The organism is Telmatobacter bradus (assembly GCF_048629425.1).
Lineage (GTDB): Bacteria > Acidobacteriota > Terriglobia > Terriglobales > Acidobacteriaceae > Telmatobacter > Telmatobacter bradus.
The window spans coordinates 4,078,894-4,097,106 of sequence record NZ_CP184532.1 but is presented as its reverse complement, the minus strand read 5'-3'; the positions used below and the strand labels follow the sequence as shown (position 1 = coordinate 4,097,106).

Below are 18,213 nucleotides of genomic sequence, written 5' to 3'. Positions count from 1 at the left end.
TGTGTGAATCAAGCCAGTTTGTGCACAAAAAATAAAAGCGGCGAAGATCCTGTCTTCGCCGCTTTTATTTTAAAGTCGAACGCTCCAGACCCTGATTCTAGGCCCGCATCCACTCCGGTAAACCGGAGGCGATGGCGGCGCGAGTGGCTTCGAGCAGTGCTTCGCGGGTTTCGTAGCCGGCCGGATCAATCGGTTCATGCAGAATGATCTTCACCTTGCCCGGCTTGATGGCAAAGCGGCCCTTGGCCATTAGCGTTTCTGTGCCGTAGATGGAAATTGGAACGCAGAGTGCGCCGGTCTGCTTGGCCAGATAGAAGGGCCCTTTTTTGAAGGGCAGCATGCGGCCATCGCGGGAACGCGTGCCTTCCACAAAGGTGGTAATGTGAATGCCTTTGGCGAGCACACGGCCAGCTTGCTCCACGCTTTCCTTGGCGCTCTGTGCGTTTCCGGTGCGGTCCACGGGAATGAACTCGGCGAGCTTGAGGCAATAGCCAAAGATGGGCAGATTGAAAATGGCGCGTTTGCTGAAGGCCGAAGTGCGACCGGGCAGGCGCGGAATCAGCGCTGGCGGATCGAGGTTCGACACATGGTTGGCCATGAAGATGCACGCCTTGTCCTTGGGCACGCGCTCCAGACCTTCCACTTCAACGCGAATGCCCGCCACAAAGAATCCGATCTTCGTGATCGAGCATGTAACCCAGTAGAGCGGGCGGATGTTTTTGGTCAGCACTGCCAGCGGAATGAAAAGGGCTGCCGCGGGCAGACTGAGCGTGACTACGATAACAAGTACAAGAAGCGAAACGAACATACAAAAATCCAATCAGAAGTTCTGAGTGCAGATGTCAGAGTACGGAGGCAAGCGGAGCTGTTTCGGTCTGCTTCAGATCGTCGGGCCGCATCCACTCCGGCAAGTCGCTGGCGATGGTCGCGCGCACGGTCTTCATCAACACATCGCGGGAGGCAAACTGCGTGGGGTCAATGGCGGGATGAAAAGTAACATGCACAGTGCCGGGATAGATCTTCAGGCTGCCTTTGCGTAGACATTTTTCCGTGCCGTGGATGGAAACCGGAACGATGGGCGCGCCCGAAGTCATAGCCAGATAGAACGGCCCCTTCTTGAAGGGCAGCATGCGGCCGTCGCGGGAACGTGTGCCTTCCACGAAGGTCATCATGTGCACGCCCTTGTTCAGCACCTGAATGGCCTGGGCCACGCTGGCTTGCGCTTCATGCGGACTTCCCTTGCGATCGACGGCAATGAACTCACCCTGTTTGAAGCCAGTGCCCAGCACAGGAATCTCCATCAGTGAGCGCTTGAGAAACGCCGAAGTACGGCCCGGAATCAGCGCGATCATTGCGGGTGGATCGAGGTTCGACACATGGTTGACCATGAAGATGCAGGCGCGATCTTTGGGAATGCTCTCGCGCCCTACCGTGCGAAAGCGCACACCCGCCATCCAGCAGCTGGAGGAGAGCATGAAGCGCGTGCCCTTGTAGAGCGGCAGCACATTGCCCGTCAGCCAGCACCACGGAATGAACAGCGAGGCCGTGGGAATGCCGGTAAGAATAAATGTAATCATGAAGAGCAGCGATGCAATCATCGTTCGTTCCCCTCCATCGTTATTATTCAGCAAAGCGCGTACGCAGAGCCGCGGGCAACTTCTCATAAATGCCGTCAAAGCCGCCATTCGAAAGAATTGCCACCACGTCGCCTGGTGCAAGTTGCGGAGCAAGCGCGGCAACAATAGCATCCGCATCGGGGTGCAGCTCGGCAGGCGTTCCAGCCGCATTCAACCTTGCCACAACGTCTTCGGGGTGCAACCGCTCGGCGTCGGGAATGCGCGCCTGCTGATAGACTCCGGCCAGCACCACGCGATCCGCCTGGTGCAGGCTTTCCACCAGATCATTCTCCAGCACCTTGCGGCGCAACGTGTTCGAACGTGGCTCCAGTACTGCCCACAGACGCGCTCCGGCATGCACTGCACGCAGCGCCTTGAGGGTTTCGCGAATGGCTGTGGGATGATGTGCGAAGTCTTCAATGACGGTAATGTCGTTGATTTTGGCGCGTACTTCGAGCCTGCGCTTCACGCTCTTGAAGGTGGCAAAGGCTTCCACAATAGCCTGCTTGCTCACTCCATTGCCAAAGGCCAGCGCCGCGGCCGCCGTGGCGTTCAGCGCATTGTGCTCACCGGCCATGCGCATGGCCAGCTTGCTCCACAACGCACCCTTGTACCAGACCTCCCAGTGCATTGCGTCCTGCTCATAGTGCAGATTGCGCAACTGCCAATCGGCCGCATCGCTGAAGCCGTAACGTTCCACACGGCTGAAGGCCTTGGCCACGCACTCTCTGACGTTTTCGCTGGCGTCGTAGGCTACGATCAGGCCCCGGCGCGGCACCAGATTCACCAAGCGCTTGAAGGCCGTCTTCACCGCATCCAGATCGGCGTAAATGTCGGCGTGATCGAACTCTACATGGGTCAGAATCAGGCCGTCGGGAAAGTAGTGCAGGAACTTCGGTCCCTTGTCGAAGAAGGCCGTGTCGTACTCGTCGCCTTCCACGATGAAGGGCTTGGTCGGCTTGAGTTGAAAGCTCGATCCAAAGTTCTCCGCAACGCCACCAATCAGAAATGAAGGCTCCAGCGCAGAGTTTTCTCGGGCGGCGGTCTGAAAAATCCAGGCCAGCATGGAAGTCGTCGTGGTCTTGCCGTGGGTTCCGGAAACCACCAGAGGCTCACGGCCCTTCAGAAATTCTTCCTGCAACAATGCCGCCATGGAGGTGAAGGGAATGCGTTCATCAAGGATGCGTTCCACCTCTGGATTGCCACGCGAGAGCGCATTGCCGATCACTACCAAGTCCGGCTGCGCATCCAGATTCTTCTCGTCGTAGGGCTCCATCACCGCAATGCTCAGGCTCTTGAGCAGGTTGCTCATCGGCGGATAGGCCGCCTTGTCGGAGCCGGTTACGGTGTGGCCTTCCAGTTGCAAAAGCCCGGCCAGCGAGGCCATCGCCGTGCCGCAGACGCCGCTCAGATGAATTCTTTTCTTGCTCTTGGTCTGTGTCGTGCTCATGCGCGCTCCATTGCTTCCCGCAGCGTGAGCCGCGCTTCGTTTGCCACCGTCAACTCTGCCTCCACGCCGAATGTCAGCGTTACATTGTGGTGCGAAACGTGGCCGCTTCGCAGTCCAAATCCAATCGGTCCTTCAAAGCCATCGAGCGCACTCAGAATGGCCTGTTCAATCAATGTCGGGTCAGCGCCGGGGGAGGCGCAATCAAGCATTTCGCCAAAAAGAATGCCCGTCACACCCTCGAATTTGCCTGCCTTGCGCATCTGCCACAGCATGCGGTCCACTTGATAGGGCTTGGCGTTCAGGTCTTCAAGGAAGAGCAGCTTGCCTTCGGTGTGTGGCTCGTAAGGCGTGCCCAGCATGGCCACCAGAATGCTTAAACAGCCACCGTAGAGCACTCCGCGTGCATTGCCTTGCCGCATGGGGCGCAGACCTTCGGCGTTGCTCACGCTGTAGCTCTGGCCTGCCAGCGCGGCCGCAAAACTCTTCTGGTCTACACCTTGTTCCAGATAAAAATCCGCCGCCGCCATCGGTCCATGAAATGCGGGCAGGTCTATCTTGTCGAGCAGATGCAACTGCACACCGGTTAGATCGCTGTAGCCGAAGAGCGGCTTGGGGTGCGCTGCAATCAACTCCAGATCAAGTCCACCGAGAAGATAGTTGGAGCCATAGCCGCCGCGCAAACACATCACCGCATCCACCGCATCGTCGGCAAAGGCCGCATGCAGATCGGCGAGCCGGTCGGCTGGCGTGCCGGAGAAAAACAGCGGCCCACGCGCGCGCGCATGCTCGCCGAGTTTGACCTTGTAGCCCAGAGCCTCCAGCGTCGCTGTGCCGAGCTGCACGCGCTCGTCAGCTGCGTAACTGGCGGGCGCAATCAGCGTGAGGTTGGCTCTGGGTTGTACTGCTTCGAGCTTCATTACCAGGCTTCTCCGCGGGCGATCAGCGATGCAGGTCCGGTGAGGAAGAGTTCTTTGCCTGCGCCTTCCCATGCAATGCTCTGCGGACCGCCGGGCGCAACCACGGTGAGCGGCGAAGTGCAGCCGCAGAACGCGAGAGCAGCAGTGGCCGAGGCCGAGCTGCCGGTGCCCGAGGAAGTCGTGGGTCCAACGCCGCGCTCGAAGATGCGGATTTCGACCTCACCCTTGCTGACCACGCGCACAAATTCAACGTTGGTCTGCTGCGGAAAATCCGCGTGGAAGCAGAGGTCCTTGCCAATCTCGTGCCAGTCTTTGCCTGCAACGGAGAACTTCGCGTTGTCGACAACAATCACGAAGTGTGGATTGCCGGTGGAGATTTCTACGCCTTCGATCTTTGTTCCGTCGGCCAGCACAACCGTCTTCTTGGCGAAGGTGGGCACGCCCATGCCGGTGGTTACCTGCACGGTGAACTCGCCGCGTGTGCTGATGTCGTTCACGTGGCAAACGCGCAGACCTGCATCGGTAGTGATTTCCAGATTGTCGCCGGGCTTGGCGCCGGTTTCGGCAGCCATCCACGCGGCTACGCAACGCGTGCCATTGCCGCTGATTTCGGCAATCGAACCGTCGGCATTATGCAGGCGAATGCGACCAGATTTTTCGCCGGTCCAGGCAAAGAATTCGATGCCGTCGGCGCCGATTCCAGTGTTGCGCTCACAAAGTCGCTGGGTGAGCGTGGCCCAATCGTGTAGGCCAGCTGCTGCTTCGGTCACGATCAAAAAGTCGTTGCCGCAGGCGTGTGCTTTGGTAAAGGGAATCAATCTTCCTCCGGATCGCGGAAGGTGAACAGAGCCTTGATGGCGGGCTCCGCGGCCAGCTTCGCGCGCAGGCTGTCATGAGATTTTCTGGTTGCAGTCAGCGTAAAGCTCACGCGCTGCACGTCGCCAATGATGTCGCGCTCGACGGTGGCCAGTCGCTCACCGGTCTTGGTCATTGCCGCAAGAATGGAGATCTCCATCTGCGTCTGATCGTCGCCGCGGGCTTCATAGACGAGTGGATAAAGCTTGAGGCTGGCCTTGCGTTCCAGCACGCCCACGCCCTCTAGTGAAGCCACTACGATGAGGGTTGCCACCACCGCCGCCGGGTACAAACCTGCGCCGCAGGCCATGCCGATGGAGGCTACAACAAAGACACTGGCCGCGCTCGTCAGTCCACTGACGCGGCTGCGATTGTGCAGGATCAGGCCCGCGCCCAGAAAGCCGATGCCCTGAACAATGTTTGAGGCCACGCGACTTTTATCGGGACTGTCGCCCACCAACACCGCTGAGAGCAGCGTGAAAAACGCCGAGCCCATGCAGATGAGCAGATTGGTGCGCACACCAGCGGCCTTGCGCTTGATTTCGCGTTCCAGGCCGATGACGCCGCCCAGCAGACAGGCCGTCAGCAGCCGTCCGGCCGCGCCGTTTGCCAGCATCAGTTGCGGCAGCCATTCAAAGCCGGAGAGAAAGGGCTGCGTCCAGATTGTCAGAAGCGTTGTTAGGTTCATACGCCTGTCCTGCTTGCTGTTTTTATCGCGCTGCCATGGTGGAAGGGAGAGCGCCGAATGCGCCATCCGTTACGTAGAGTGTGCCGGAGGGCTGACCCTTGGCAGTAAACCGCCGCACAGCCGTCAGAGCTTCAGGGTGCGCCTTTACGGCTGTGTCCACCGCGTCGCCGTCAAAGGCCAGCACGATGGGCGCGGCCTTGGCAGGAGCCGCCAGTGCATCGTCCCAGATCTTCAAGTCAGCTTCGTTGATGGTCTGCCGCAGCGGAATGCCGGTGAGCGCCACAATCTCCGGATCAACCGAAGTCTCCATCAGAATGGTTGCGCCAGGCCGCGTGGCCAGTAGTTCCCTGAGTGCGGGAGGAACCGCCTGCTGATAGGGCCGATGCGCTTCGATGTTCTTCGTGCCTTCCACGTAGACCAGCGGATGCTCGCGCAGCACTTCCACAACGTTGATGGCCAACAGAACGGCGGCGGTTGCAAACGCGAATTTTTCCAACTGGGGCTTGAACTCACGTACTGCAGCAATCACAAACTGTGCGGCAAAACCCACGCCCAGCGCAAAGGCTGGCAGTAGTTCCATGCCGTAGCGTGTGTTGTACCACGCATGCGGCCACCAGGGCGGAATGAAGATGGGCACCGATCCGTAAGCCACAGAGTACGCATAGAAGGGCATGGGCAGCCACAGCAACTGCAGCGCCCAGCCAATGCCATGACGCCTGCGCAGCAACCATGCGGCAAACGATGCAACGATGCCAAGCACGAAAAGACAATTGCCCAACACGGCGGCAATCGCATCTATCTCCGCCGTCTTGACGAAGAAGATCAGCGAGACCCACATGTTATGCCAGCCGGGATGGGGCGGCCCGTCGCCCGGCGTCATGGTGCGCAGCTCGATGGCCTTGGCCGAATAGGGTCCGCGCGAAAACTCCAGCCAGTCGCCGAAGGCGGCCTGATTGTAAACAAACCAAGCGATGGGCGCGGCCACAATGAGCAGGCTCAGCAGCCAGAAGGTGCGCTGGCGCAGGCGATTGCGCAACAGCAACTCCAGGCCAATGCCGCACCAGGCCAGAAACGTCATGATCCAGCCGTCGTAGCGTGTGAAGACGGCGGCGATCAGACCGGCGGCAATCCAGTAAAGCAAGCGCCGCGCCTTCTCGGCATCGGTGTCAAGATATTCGCGCCACTCCACCAGCCAGAGCGCAATCCACACCATCTCGCAGAGAAAGAGCGGCTCGGTCATGGCGGTGGTGCCCATGTACAACAGATTGGGATTGAGGGCGAAGAAGCCGAGCGCCAGCGCTGAAGCGGCTGGCGGCATCCAGCGCCGCGCCAGCCTGTACATGCCCACGCAACTGGCAATGTAGGCGAGCGTGGAAGGGATCAGCCCGGCCAGACCGCTCGCCCACCATGCGTACACCTGCACGAAGGGCAGCATCAGCAGATGGGGCAGCGGCAGCCAGACCGAGCCAAGCTGCGAAACGCGTGGCTGATGGCTATCGAAGATGCGGCGGGCAATGTGCATGTGCGCCACCGCGTCGCCGTAGTTGAGCAGTGCGCCATTCTGCCAGCTCCAGGCAATGGCCACCAGCGATGCCACGACCGCGCAGCCCAGAACGGACCACGTTTCGCGGCCAGTCACGGCATCGCTGGGATGGATGGGCTTAGTCAAGGTGGGTCAGCTCACGGAAGGTGTTGAAGCGCGCGTCGAGTTCTTCGCGCGTCAGGTGGGAAATACGCTCGGTGCCAAAGCGCTCCACGGCAAACGAGCCCATCACGCTGCCGTAGAACATGGCGGTACGATAGGCGGCGGGCGTGAGTGTTTTTTGCGATGCAAGATAGCCGAAGAAGCCACCGGCAAAGCTGTCGCCCGCGCCGGTCGGATCCACAACCTCATCGAGCGGCAGGCCGGGAACCTTGAAGTAGCTCGGCTTGCCGTCCACAGTGTGGAAGAGCGACGCACCGTACTCGCCATGCTTGATGACCAGCGTCTGCGGGCCCATCGACTGAATGATGCGGGCGGCGCGGACGAGATTGTTCTCGGCAGCCAACATGCGGGCTTCCGTATCGTTGATCAGCAGAACGTTCAGGCCCTTGAGCACTTCCAGCAGCGCGGGCTTGTGGTCCTTAATCCAGTAATTCATGGTGTCGCCAGCCACCAGCTTTACGTCCGGCATGGCCTCGCGCACGCGGCGCTGTAGCACAGGATCGATGTTGGCCAGAAAGAGGAACTGCGAGTCGTTGTACTCGGCGGGAATCTTCGGATCAAAGCCGGCAAAGACGTTCAGGTCGGTCTGATGCGTCTGGGCTTCGTTCAGGTTCTGCATGTAGGAGCCGGACCAGAAGAAGCTCTTGCCCGCAACGTGCTCAATGCCACGCGTGTCCACATTCCTTTTTGCAAAGATGGCTTCCTGCTTGGGGCCGAAGTCCTCACCCACGACGGCGATTACGCGCACGTCGGTAAAGAAGCTGGCGGAGAGCGCAAAGTGCGTGGCCGCGCCGCCCAGGCAGCGTTCGCGCTTGCCGGCCGGGGTTTCAATCGAATCGTAGGCTACGCTGCCAACAACGGTGATTGCCATGGTGTTCCTTTCGTGCGGAAGCGGAGCCGGCAGCTTGCCAACTCCGCTAACAATGCTTGCCGCGCAAAGCGCGGGCTAACTCGCTTTTACAGATACTTCCCGAAGAGCAGTTCCAGCTTGGTCTTCGTTGCGGCCGGAATCAGATCCTTCTGCGTCATTACGGAAAACTTTGCCGCCGACGAGCAGGGGCAAGTACGGGCATGCTGTGCCGTGGGGGGAAGCGCGGCTACTGCAGCTTTCACCACCTTGGCAGCGTTCTCGGCATTCTGATGCGAGACGGCGATGATCTCTTCGATCGTCACGGCATCGTGGCCTTCGCGCCAGCAATCGTAGTCGGTGACCATGGCGATGGTGGCGTAGCAGATTTCGGCCTCGCGGGCCAGCTTCGCTTCCTGCAGGTTGGTCATACCGATCACGTCTGCATTCCAGCCGCGATACATATTTGACTCAGCGCGGGTGGAGAACTGCGGACCTTCCATGCAGACATAGGTTCCACCCAGCTTGCCCACAACGCCTACCTTGGCGCAGGCTTCGTGCGCAGCCTTGGCTACTATGGCGCAGACCGGATCACCGAAGGAGACGTGACCCACGATGCCCTCGCCAAAGAAGGTGGAGGCGCGGTGGAAGGTGCGGTCGATAAACTGGTCGGGAATCACGAAGTCGGTGGGCTTGTGCTCTTCCTTGAGCGAGCCCACGGCCGACACCGAGACAATGCGCTCCACGCCGAGCTTCTTCATCGCGTAGATGTTGGCGCGGAAGTTCAGCTCGCTCGGCAGAATGCGGTGGCCGCGGCCATGGCGGGCCAGAAAGGCCACCTTGCGGCCTTCGAGTTCGCCCAGCACAAAAGCGTCAGAGGGAGCGCCGAAGGGCGTTTCCACGCGCTCCTCGCGTACGTTCGTGAAGCCGGGCATGGAGTAGAGCCCGCTGCCGCCGATGATGCCGATTTCTGCCTGAGACATTGCCTGTGATTCCTTTCAAGTGAACAGTGAACAGCGAAGACGCTACTTAAAGCTCAGCAGCCGGATCGTCTCCATGAACACATCGCCGTCGATGGTCAGACTGTGGGCGCTGATCTTGTCCATGGTGTCCTGCGCGGTGTGGTGATAGCTATTGTTGGGACCGTAGTCCAGATCGATGACGTCAATCGACGGAACGCCGCGATGCACAAAGGGCAGATGATCGTCGGAGACGGCTTCGGTCGTCTGGAAGAAGTACTTGTCGTAGTGGAAGGTGTGCGCGGCCTGGGCCACGACGTTCACCAGCCACGGGGTCGATTGCGATTCGCGCTGAATGTCCAGATCCTTGTCGCCGATCATGTCGGCCAGCACGAAGGCCTTGATCTGGCCAAGCGTGCCGTCGCGGCCCCAGCGTGCGGCCAGGTGGCGGCTGCCGTAGGTCGAGTCGGAGTCGCTCCACTCCTGAAAGGCCTCTTCGCCGTCGAAGAAGACCAGCCACACCGAGTAGCCGTCCAGCTTTTTTCCGCCCGCCGTCTGCGCCCGCAGTTTGTCGCCGATGGCCATCAGCAGGCCGGTAGTGGAAGCGCCATCGTTGGCGCCCACAAAGTGGATGTTGCGCAGCGGGTAGTTCGTCTCATAGTGCGTGGAAAGCACAATCGCCCCCGGCTTCTTGCCCGGAAAGCGCACGATGAAGTTGCGCAGGGGCACGGTGCCAATGGGCGTGTTGGCCGTGAAGGTGTCTTCTTCGACCGCGTCGTGTTGAAAGTGGGCGCGCAAAAACTGCTCGGCCTTCACATGGCCCGGTCCGGTGGGCCAGCGCGGCCCGATGGCGGCAAACTCGCGGGCGTACTCGTAGGCCTTCTGCCCATCAAAGTGCTGGGCCTGGGCGCTGGCCGCAAGGCTGAACGCAATCACGCCCAAGGACGCTTTCATCCACGATGCAATCCTCATTATTTACTTCGCCTCTTTTTTCTTGCGACGCGACGGATGTACCCACCAAGCTACGCCAATGCCGATGATGTAAAGCCCCAGCATGGGAATGGCGTAGACGCACATTGTCCACGGGTCCGGACTGGGGCAGATGATGGCGGCCACGATGAAGACGGCCAGAATCGCGTAGCGGATATTCCGCCACAAAAAGCTGGGACTCACAATGCCGAACAGGGCCAGGAAAAAGATCAGAATGGGCAGCTCGAAGCTGATGCCCAGGCCCAGAATCACCGACAGAAAAAAGCTGCTGTAGTCCTCGATGGTGACCATCGAAGTGAAGTTGCGGCCAAAACCCAGAATCAGAACCTGCATGGCACCGGGCAGCACAAAAAAGTAGCCGAAGGCCGCACCGGCCAGAAACAGTCCGACGGTGGCCGCCATGAAGGGAATCACGAAGCGCTTTTCCTTCTTGTAGAGCCCCGGCGCAATGAACAGCCACACCTGATAAAGGACGAAGGGCGCGGCCAGAATCGCGCCGCCCAGCAACGAGACCTGCAGGTCCAGATTCAGCGGGTCCATCGGGTGGGTGAAGACCAGAGACTTGCCGATCTTCAGCAGCGGCCTCTGCAGGAACGCCACCAGCCGGTCGTGCAGCGCCCAGGCGATGATGAAGCCCACAGCCAAGTACAGGGCCGAATGGATAATGCGCTTGCGCAACTCCTCAAGGTGCTCCATCAGCGTCATGCCGGGCAGGTCTGCCCGGTCGCTTACGGCCTTGCGCGCTTTGTCGATTGCCTCTCCCGCATCAAGCATGATGGGCAGCCGTCTCCGTTTTTTCTGGGGTTGGTACTGCGTCGGTGGCAGCGGCGGGCTCTATGGCCGCCTCTGTTGCAGGCTCTATGGCAGGTTGCCCGGCAGATGCGGCAGGCGCTTCCGTCGCAGCAGGCTCTGCTGCGACGCTGATGGGCGGCAGCTGCGCCTGCAGGTAGTCGCGGTAGCTATCGCTCCCGTGGCTGTCGTTCTCGTGATTGTCGTCGGCGGGCGTGGACGGAGTTTCCAGCATTGTCGCAGCTTCGGGCGCAGCTGGAGCGCTCAGTACAGGTTGCTGGGCTTCTTGCTGGCGTTTTCGGTCAGCATCTTCGGCGGCGCGCAGCTCTTCTTCCATCTGGAATTTGAACTCGTTCGACGCCTTGCGGAATTCATACATCAGCTTGCCCACCTGGCGGCCCAACTGCGGCAGCTTGCGTGGGCCAAAGACGACCAGGGCCATGATCATCAGGATCAGCGAGTCGGCCATACCGATGTTGGCAGCTTCAATTGGAAGAGGAGTTCCCATGAAGCACTATGATAACTGCCCGCGCATATGGCCCACAAACCCTATCGTGGCTTTGTGCGGCCTTGTTTCCCCTGAATAAAACGCATTCCGGTTTGTCCGTTCCGAACGCGGGGGGCCCCAGGTCCCGGTTTGAGAGCTGAAAAAGATTGCTTTTGGCCGCGAAATCTTCAGGCTCGCCCAGCAGATGAATGCCGCGTTACAATATCTTCAACTGCTCCGGCCCTGTGCCGGCAGCGGCCTGAAGACTGCAACAACCCCGTGAGTGGGTTCTGCCGGATGCTTTTGCCGGGGAAATGCGCACTCACTGCAGCCTTGTTCGTGCTTTCAACATCTCCGTCCGCCGTATTGTTACGTTGATCGGCAGGACTGAAGGCGGAATTGCATGTATCAGACAACGGATGAACTCCTGGCCCCGGCTGATTCCGAGGCCTGCAGCCTAGACCACTATCTGAACCAGCCCGATCACACCATGGACGAGCGCATTCGTGCTGCTCGTCAGCGGCTTGGTTCCTCGACGATTTTGCTTGGCCACCACTACCAGCGCGATGAGGTGGTGCGTTTTGCCGACTTTACCGGCGACAGCTACAAGCTTTCGCAAGCTGCTGCCCAAACCGACGCCCGCTATATTATTTTCTGCGGCGTGCATTTTATGGCGGAAAGTGCCGATCTGCTGGGCAAAAGCGGCCAGCAGGTGATTCTGCCCGACTTGGCCGCTGGCTGCTCCATGGCCGATATGGCCGAAATCAGCCAGGTGGAAGAGAGCTGGGAGGCGCTGGAACGCGCCGGTCTGGCTGCCGAAACCATTCCGCTCACCTATATGAACTCAACCGCCGCCATTAAGGCTTTTTGCGGCGAGCGGGGCGGGTTGGTCTGCACTTCCTCCAACGCCGACCGCGCCTTCCGCTGGGCTTTTGAGCGGGGCAAGCGCATTTTTTTCCTGCCGGACCAGCATCTGGGACGCAATACCGGGTATTCCATGGGCATTCCGCTGGCCGGGATGAAGACCTGGGATCCGTGGGCGATTCAGGGCGGGCTCAGCCGTGAGCAGCTTGCCGCCAGCCGCGTTCTGCTCTGGAAGGGCCATTGCGCCGTCCATCAGCGCTTTTTGCCCGAGCATGTGGACCGCGTTCGTGCCCAGCATCCGGGCATTCAGGTCATCGTCCACCCCGAATGCAGCTTTGAACTCTGCCAGAAGGCCGACGCCACCGGTTCGACCGAGCGGCTGATCCAACTGGTGGAAGAGGCTCCGGAAGGCGCGAAGTTTGCCATCGGCACCGAGATTCATCTGGTCAGCCGTCTGGCCCGGCGCTTTGCCGCCGAGGGCAAGCAAATCATCACCCTCGACGAAACCGGCTGCCTGTGTACCACCATGTATCGCATCAGCCCGCAGCACCTGGCCTGGGCGCTGGAGAATCTGCTGGAAGGTCGTGTGGTCAATCGCATTCAGGTCAAGCCGGAAACCAAGCGCTGGGCTCGTGTGGCGCTCGATAGAATGCTGGAAATCTGAAAAGACGGCTGGCGGCTGAAAGTTGAAAGCGAGACAGCAAGTCAGCGGGTCAGCAAGTCAGCTTTTAGCCGCTAGCTATCAACCGTCAGCTTTCAGTTCATCCTGCCAACCGAAACCACATGGACGTTCTATGCGCTGCCGTACGCCGCTGCACATCGCAGTACGCTAGAGCAAAAAACCGTGCCGTAGGCGCAAAGCAGGTTAGCCCCACGTTTCAACGTGGGGCTAACCTGCCTCAGCAATAAGCAGAGTCCCGTCAGGGACGGCGCAAGAAGCAAACAGCGGCTATCCGCTGAAAAGCTAACAACGGCTAAAAGCTGACTTGCTGACCAGTCGACCCGCTAACTGCATCGATGACAACAGACAGCCGTTCTCGTTATCATGGATATAGAGCATACAGAATGAAGACCTTTACTCTTGATGAAGCCATGGCCCTGCTCCCCGTGCTTGAAGCGCTGCTCAAGCGCGCGCGCGAGGGTAAGCAGGCTGCGGAAGGCGTTGAGACGGGGCTGACCGACCTTGTGCGCCGGATCTATTTCAATGGCGGTATGCGCATCAATGCCGGCGAGGTGAATCGTCGCCGTTCCGAGCGGGAAGCGCATCTGAAACAGGTGCACGAAACCATGGCGGAGATCGAAGCCATCGGCGTCCAGCTCAAGGATGTTGAAACCGGCCTGCTCGATTTTCCCTGCCGCATTGACGACGAGGTTGTGCTACTCTGCTGGCGCATGGGAGAACCCACCATTGAGCACTGGCATACGATCGAAGCCGGTTTCAAGGGGCGTCAACCACTGGATGAGCGTTTTCGCCGCCGTGCTCCCGGCACCCGGCTCAACTAAAGCAGCCCGGCTCAGCCGTCCTTTTTCCTGTTTTCCTCGAATCGTTTTCCTTGCTGGCACATCTTTTGGATGGAAGCCTTTTGGACTGATTGAGTCAATTTTTCCGGTCCTGTTGGCTGGCAGATCGTTCTGTTGCGGCGGACGTTGCGTGGTGTGGCACGCTCCCGGCCCCGTTCAACCTATTCAACCTAAGATGCAAGGAGAAGTTTGATGCTTACTGTTGGAGACAAGTTTCCTGAGTTTGAAGTAACCGCCTGTGTGAGCCTGAACCCGAAGGACGCTTTTACCCAGATCACCGAGAGCACCTACGCCAACAAGTGGAAGGTTTACTTCTTCTGGCCCAAGGATTTCACCTTTGTCTGCCCGACCGAGATCGCGGCTTTTGGCAAGGCCAACAAGGATTTTGCCGATCGGGATGCGCAGGTTCTGGGCGGCTCGATCGACTCTGAGTTTGTGCACTTGGCATGGCGTGAAAACCACCCCGACCTGAAGGACCTGCCCTTCCCGATGCTGGCCGACATTAAGCGTGAGCTTACCGGTGCCCTCGGCATCATCGACAAGAACGCAGGCGTTGCCCAACGCGCTGCCTTTATCGTCGATCCGGAGAACATCATCCGCTTTGCTTATGTGACCGATCTTTCGATTGGCCGCAACCCGCAGGAAGTGCTCCGCGTACTGGACGCCCTGCAGACCGGCGAGCTTTGCCCCTGCAACTGGCAGAAGGGCGAAGACACGCTGCACGTGTAAGCAAAAGCAGAGATCAGAGTACAGAGAAAAGACGGTGCCCCTGGTCTGGATTTTCAGACCGGGAAGCATCGCCCCCTCGAAGCTCGTAGCATTCTGGTTCCCTGAGTGCGCGCAACCAGAAGCACACGGACAAGACTGTCCTCTGCTCTCTGTCCTTTGATCTTCTGGAGTTTGCCCATGTCTCTGGATGCGTTGATGAATAGTCTCCCGGTCTCAGCCCGGGATTTGAAGACAAATTATTCCCAACTGGTGCAGAACAACCACGAGCTGACCCCGCAGCAACTGTGGGGAACCGTGGTGGCCAGCGCGATTGCCACCCGCAGCGAAGTTCTGACGGCAGCCGTGCTCGATGAAGCTCCCGAAAAACTCAGTCTGCCGGCCATGGATGCGGCTCAGGCTGCCGCCGCCGTCATGGGAATGACCAACATCTGGTACCGCTTTCACCATCTGGCTTCGAATCCAAGCTATGCCTCAATGCCGGCCCGCCTGCGCATGAGCGCAGTCCACAACCTTGGGGCGGAAGAGGTGGATTTCGAGCTCTGGGCCATGGCCGTTTCGGCCATCAACGGTTGCGGCAAATGCGTGGATGCGCACGAGCGCACAGCCCGCCAGAAGGGTGTTTCGGAAGAGGTGGTTGCAGCTACCGTCCGGGTGGCCGCCGTGGTGCATGCTCTCGGTGTGATGGTGGATCAGCTCAGCGCCCATGCGGCTTCTGCCTGAGTCGTCCAACTCTTTTCTGATCAGCTCAATATCGCTTGCCAAACCGCCTGCGAACCAGCCATTGCGGGGGCTTCCATAGGAATGCCGCGGCAGATGGAGCATGCCGTGTGAGCATTTTGCCGCCATTTTGCGTCTGACTAGTGAGAAGGCGGTGGGCTTTGCTCCTGTGAGAGGTTTGGCTTAGGCTTGATCCTGCAGGTGAGTAGCCTGCGGTCAAGAGCTGCCTGTTTCAGCAAGGAGTTTCAATGAAGATGCAACGGTGGACGGTGTGGTTACTGACGGGGCTGCTCCCGCTCATGAGCGGATGCGCAGGCTTCTGGGATGCTCCTACCAGTTCCAGCAGTACGGTGAGCTCCACCACGCTTTCCAGCGGGTATTTTTTTGTGCTCAACATTGAGACCAACCAGATCGTTTCCTACTACGTGAAGGCGGGTACGCTGACCCAGGTGGCCAGTTACACCACTCCCACCACGCCCATTACGTTGGCTGTGGCGCCTAACAACGAGTATCTGTACCTGAGCACGGTGGGCGGCATTTACGTCTACAGCATCTCCAGTGGAAATTTGACCATCACCAACTCCGCTTCGGTGATCTCCTCCGATGAGGCCTACACCATGCAGGTCTCAGCAAATAACGCCTGGCTGATTGAGGCCGTCAGTGGCACGGCCGCAGTGAACGCCATCCCGCTGAGCACTTCTACCGGCTTGCCCAGCAGTTCCACCGAGGAGGCTGTTGGCATCAGTTCTTCGAACATCGAGCAGCTCACCATCTCGCCCGACGACGACTATGTTTTTGTGGCCATGGGCAGCGGCGGCACGGCCTGCATTCCCTTCACCACAGGCAATACCAATCCTTTTGGCTCGGTGAGCACCATCAGCACCGTCAGCACCTCGGGTGCGGCGCTCTCGGTAGCCGTCGATCCGGATGATAGATTGCTTTACATCGGCGAAACCTCGGCTACCTCCAGTTCCAATTCAGGCGGTCTGCGCGTTTTCAAGTACAGCACGCTTACCGAACTCAGCGGTTCACCGTATGCGACTGGCGGTCTGGCACCCTACTCCATCCTGCCCGAAGCGGGCGGCGAGTACGTCTATGTGGCCAACCGTCAGACGAATTCCAGCTCCACCGGTCTGATCGAGGGCTATACCATCAGCTCCTCCAGCAGCACCTATACGCTTGCCTCCATGTCCAGCAACTTTACGGCAGGCACCCATACGGTGGGTCTGGTTGAAGACTCCAGCGATCAGTTCATCTTTGCCGTCAGCATCGGCGGCAGCTATGACCTGACCGGCTACGTCTTCGATTCCACCACGGCGGGTTCTCTCGATACCGTCCTTGAATCGAGCACTGGCACCGATCCGGTGGAAGCCGGGGCCATTGCCGCTATCCACTAGACAGAGGACAGCCGATTCTCTGAACCGCGCCATAGGCGCAACGCAGGTCAGCCCCACGTTTCAACGTGGGGTACGCTGCTCCTGTGAGCAATAGAGTCCCGGGACGGCGCAAAAAACCAACCCAAAATCCAGACGACGCCACGCGAAGCGATCAGCCCCACCGCAGGTGGTCCCGTCAGGGACGGCGCAAATCTGCCCCATGTGCTCTGCTGAGCCACGCGAAGCAGTTGGGCCCACCGCAGGTGGCAAGCAATTTTTTCGGTAATTTAAGCGGGATTGTGCCTTTCGTGATCGCGCGTGGCCTTCAGAGCCCGGCGCAAAGTGCTATGCTCAGGGGTATTCACCGGTCGTGTACAAGCCTATTTCCATCTCTTCCGCTCTGCATTTTCGCCGCTCAAGGGCCCTCCGGCTGCTTGCGCTGAGCTGTGTGCTGGCCGCATTGGCTGGCTGCAACCGTTTCCGCCACACCAGTTACGATACCGTCTACGTCAATGCCCGGCAGACCTATCTGCATGACCGCGTGGCGGCCGTCAGCGCCCGTGTTGCGCCCGTCATCAACGGACAGAAGCTGCAGGTGCTTGAGCGCAACCGCCGCTTCATCAAGGTCAAAACAGAGAAGAACGAGATTGGCTGGCTGGAGGAGCGTTCGGTCATCCCTGGCCCAACCTACGACAGCTTTACCAAGCTGGCCGATGACCATCGCAACGACCCCGTGACGGCGCAGGCTATCCTGCGGGACGATCTTTTCATGCATCTGACGCCAGGGCGCAATACCGATCATTTTTATCTGCTTCCGGGCAATACCAAGGTGCAGTTGCTGGCCCGTGCCACAGCCGAGCGCACCCAGCCGGGCCAGACGACGCCGCATCCGGCGCAGGCCGCCCAGCCGCAGCCGAGCCAGCAGTCGGCCAAGCCTGCGTCCGCGCCGCAGAAGCCTGCGCAGCCTGCTCCTTCTGCCAATCAGGCAGCCCAGCCCGCCGCCGTTGAGCTTCCGCCTCCGCCGCCCATGGAAGACTGGTGGCTGGTGCGGGACGCGCAGGGCCACACCGGTTGGCTGCTTTCAGGCCGTCTGGACGTTGATGTGCCTGATGAGATTGGCCTCTACGCCGAGGGCCAGCGCATTGTGGGTGCATGGGTTTTGGCCACAGTGGAAGACGATGAATCGCAGGCCGCCAACCATCAGGTGCCCGAGTATCTGACCCTGCTCAGCCCGCCCAAGTCTGGCTTGCCCTTTGACTTCGATCAGATCCGCGTTTTTACCTGGAACATCAAAAAGCACCGCTATGAGACGGCCTTCCACCAGCGCGATCTGCAAGGCTATCTACCCATCAAGGTGACGCAGCGCCCGGCTTCGGGTGGTGCGGCCAGCTTTAGCCTGACCATCTCGGCCGACGGCAATGCCAAAACCGACCCAGCCACCGGCATTGCCCGGCCCGTTACGCCGCGTATCCTCAACTATCAGCTCATCGATACGAGCGTGCGCCGCGTTGGCCCTGATCTTTACCCCCTGCCCGGCAGCAAGGACAAGGATAAAGATAAGGCGGCGCAGGACAAGAAAAACGCCAAGCCCGGAGCGAAGAAGAAAAAGTAGTTCGTGGCAGGACCGTTTTCTATTTTTCTCACAAACAGCAAGCGGCGATCCCTTCGGGATCGCCGCTTTTTCTATTCACGGAAGACGGACA

Annotated in this window: 18 protein-coding genes; 6 read left to right on the top strand and 12 right to left on the bottom strand. The window is 59.6% G+C overall.

The window, feature by feature from the left end:
• Window positions 1-97: 97 nt before the first annotated feature.
• The 12 genes from ACOBR2_RS16865 to ACOBR2_RS16810 form a co-directional block, all read right to left on the bottom strand.
• Window positions 98-808 (bottom strand): lysophospholipid acyltransferase family protein, encoded by a 711-nt coding sequence (locus ACOBR2_RS16865; RefSeq protein WP_420237268.1) that lies wholly within the window; start codon window positions 806-808, stop codon window positions 98-100.
• 34 nt (window positions 809-842) lie between these two features.
• Complete coding sequence (locus ACOBR2_RS16860) at window positions 843-1,598, bottom strand: lysophospholipid acyltransferase family protein (RefSeq protein ID WP_420237267.1); 756 nt, start codon at window positions 1,596-1,598, stop codon at window positions 843-845.
• Between the two features lie 22 nt (window positions 1,599-1,620).
• Window positions 1,621-3,066 carry a UDP-N-acetylmuramate:L-alanyl-gamma-D-glutamyl-meso-diaminopimelate ligase gene (gene mpl, locus ACOBR2_RS16855; protein WP_420237266.1) on the bottom strand — a complete coding sequence of 482 codons (1,446 nt, stop codon included), beginning with the start codon at window positions 3,064-3,066 and terminating at the stop codon, window positions 1,621-1,623.
• Window positions 3,063-3,983: a S66 peptidase family protein gene (locus ACOBR2_RS16850; protein WP_420237265.1), complete on the bottom strand. Its 921-nt coding sequence runs from the start codon at window positions 3,981-3,983 to the stop codon at window positions 3,063-3,065. Before ACOBR2_RS16850 ends, mpl begins: the two co-directional genes overlap by 4 nt.
• On the bottom strand, window positions 3,983-4,801 hold the full coding sequence (gene dapF, locus ACOBR2_RS16845) for a diaminopimelate epimerase (RefSeq protein WP_420237264.1): 819 nt from the start codon (window positions 4,799-4,801) through the stop codon (window positions 3,983-3,985). Before dapF ends, ACOBR2_RS16850 begins: the two co-directional genes overlap by 1 nt.
• Window positions 4,798-5,526 (bottom strand): MgtC/SapB family protein, encoded by a 729-nt coding sequence (locus ACOBR2_RS16840; RefSeq protein ID WP_420237263.1) that lies wholly within the window; start codon window positions 5,524-5,526, stop codon window positions 4,798-4,800. The genes dapF and ACOBR2_RS16840 overlap by 4 nt, the downstream gene beginning before the upstream one ends.
• A gap of 22 nt (window positions 5,527-5,548) precedes the next feature.
• The gene (locus ACOBR2_RS16835; RefSeq protein WP_420237262.1) at window positions 5,549-7,195 is read right to left on the bottom strand and encodes a hypothetical protein; all 1,647 of its coding nucleotides are present in this window, start codon (window positions 7,193-7,195) and stop codon (window positions 5,549-5,551) included.
• On the bottom strand, window positions 7,188-8,102 hold the full coding sequence (locus ACOBR2_RS16830; protein ID WP_420237261.1) for a PfkB family carbohydrate kinase: 915 nt from the start codon (window positions 8,100-8,102) through the stop codon (window positions 7,188-7,190). Before ACOBR2_RS16830 ends, ACOBR2_RS16835 begins: the two co-directional genes overlap by 8 nt.
• A gap of 86 nt (window positions 8,103-8,188) precedes the next feature.
• Window positions 8,189-9,061, bottom strand: coding sequence for an S-methyl-5'-thioadenosine phosphorylase (gene mtnP, locus ACOBR2_RS16825; protein ID WP_420237260.1), 873 nt, complete (start codon window positions 9,059-9,061; stop codon window positions 8,189-8,191).
• 42 nt (window positions 9,062-9,103) lie between these two features.
• A complete protein-coding gene (locus ACOBR2_RS16820) occupies window positions 9,104-9,991 on the bottom strand; it encodes a M28 family peptidase (protein ID WP_420237259.1) in 888 nt (295 codons plus the stop codon).
• Window positions 9,992-10,012: 21 nt separating this feature from the next.
• Window positions 10,013-10,801, bottom strand: a complete 789-nt coding sequence (gene tatC / locus ACOBR2_RS16815; protein WP_420237258.1) for a twin-arginine translocase subunit TatC — start codon at window positions 10,799-10,801, stop codon at window positions 10,013-10,015.
• Window positions 10,794-11,324 carry a Sec-independent protein translocase subunit TatA/TatB gene (locus ACOBR2_RS16810; protein ID WP_420237257.1) on the bottom strand — a complete coding sequence of 177 codons (531 nt, stop codon included), beginning with the start codon at window positions 11,322-11,324 and terminating at the stop codon, window positions 10,794-10,796. The genes tatC and ACOBR2_RS16810 overlap by 8 nt, the downstream gene beginning before the upstream one ends.
• Window positions 11,325-11,706: 382 nt before the next feature.
• Here ACOBR2_RS16810 and nadA point away from each other — a divergent pair, with 382 nt between their 5' ends.
• The 6 genes from nadA to ACOBR2_RS16780 all read left to right on the top strand — a co-directional run bounded on the left by nadA (window position 11,707) and on the right by ACOBR2_RS16780 (window position 18,122).
• Entirely contained in the window at window positions 11,707-12,831 is a 1,125-nt protein-coding gene (gene nadA / locus ACOBR2_RS16805; RefSeq protein ID WP_420237256.1) for a quinolinate synthase NadA, read from the top strand.
• 401 nt (window positions 12,832-13,232) lie between these two features.
• Window positions 13,233-13,670 (top strand): DUF2203 domain-containing protein, encoded by a 438-nt coding sequence (locus ACOBR2_RS16800; protein ID WP_420237255.1) that lies wholly within the window; start codon window positions 13,233-13,235, stop codon window positions 13,668-13,670.
• Window positions 13,671-13,880: 210 nt separating this feature from the next.
• The gene (locus ACOBR2_RS16795) at window positions 13,881-14,417 is read left to right on the top strand and encodes a peroxiredoxin (protein ID WP_420237254.1); all 537 of its coding nucleotides are present in this window, start codon (window positions 13,881-13,883) and stop codon (window positions 14,415-14,417) included.
• A gap of 177 nt (window positions 14,418-14,594) precedes the next feature.
• Window positions 14,595-15,137, top strand: a complete 543-nt coding sequence (locus tag ACOBR2_RS16790; RefSeq protein ID WP_420237253.1) for a carboxymuconolactone decarboxylase family protein — start codon at window positions 14,595-14,597, stop codon at window positions 15,135-15,137.
• Between the two features lie 245 nt (window positions 15,138-15,382).
• The gene (locus tag ACOBR2_RS16785; RefSeq protein ID WP_420237252.1) at window positions 15,383-16,531 is read left to right on the top strand and encodes a beta-propeller fold lactonase family protein; all 1,149 of its coding nucleotides are present in this window, start codon (window positions 15,383-15,385) and stop codon (window positions 16,529-16,531) included.
• A 349-nt stretch (window positions 16,532-16,880) separates the two neighbouring features.
• Window positions 16,881-18,122 (top strand): SH3 domain-containing protein, encoded by a 1,242-nt coding sequence (locus tag ACOBR2_RS16780; RefSeq protein WP_420237251.1) that lies wholly within the window; start codon window positions 16,881-16,883, stop codon window positions 18,120-18,122.
• Window positions 18,123-18,213 lie beyond the last annotated feature (91 nt).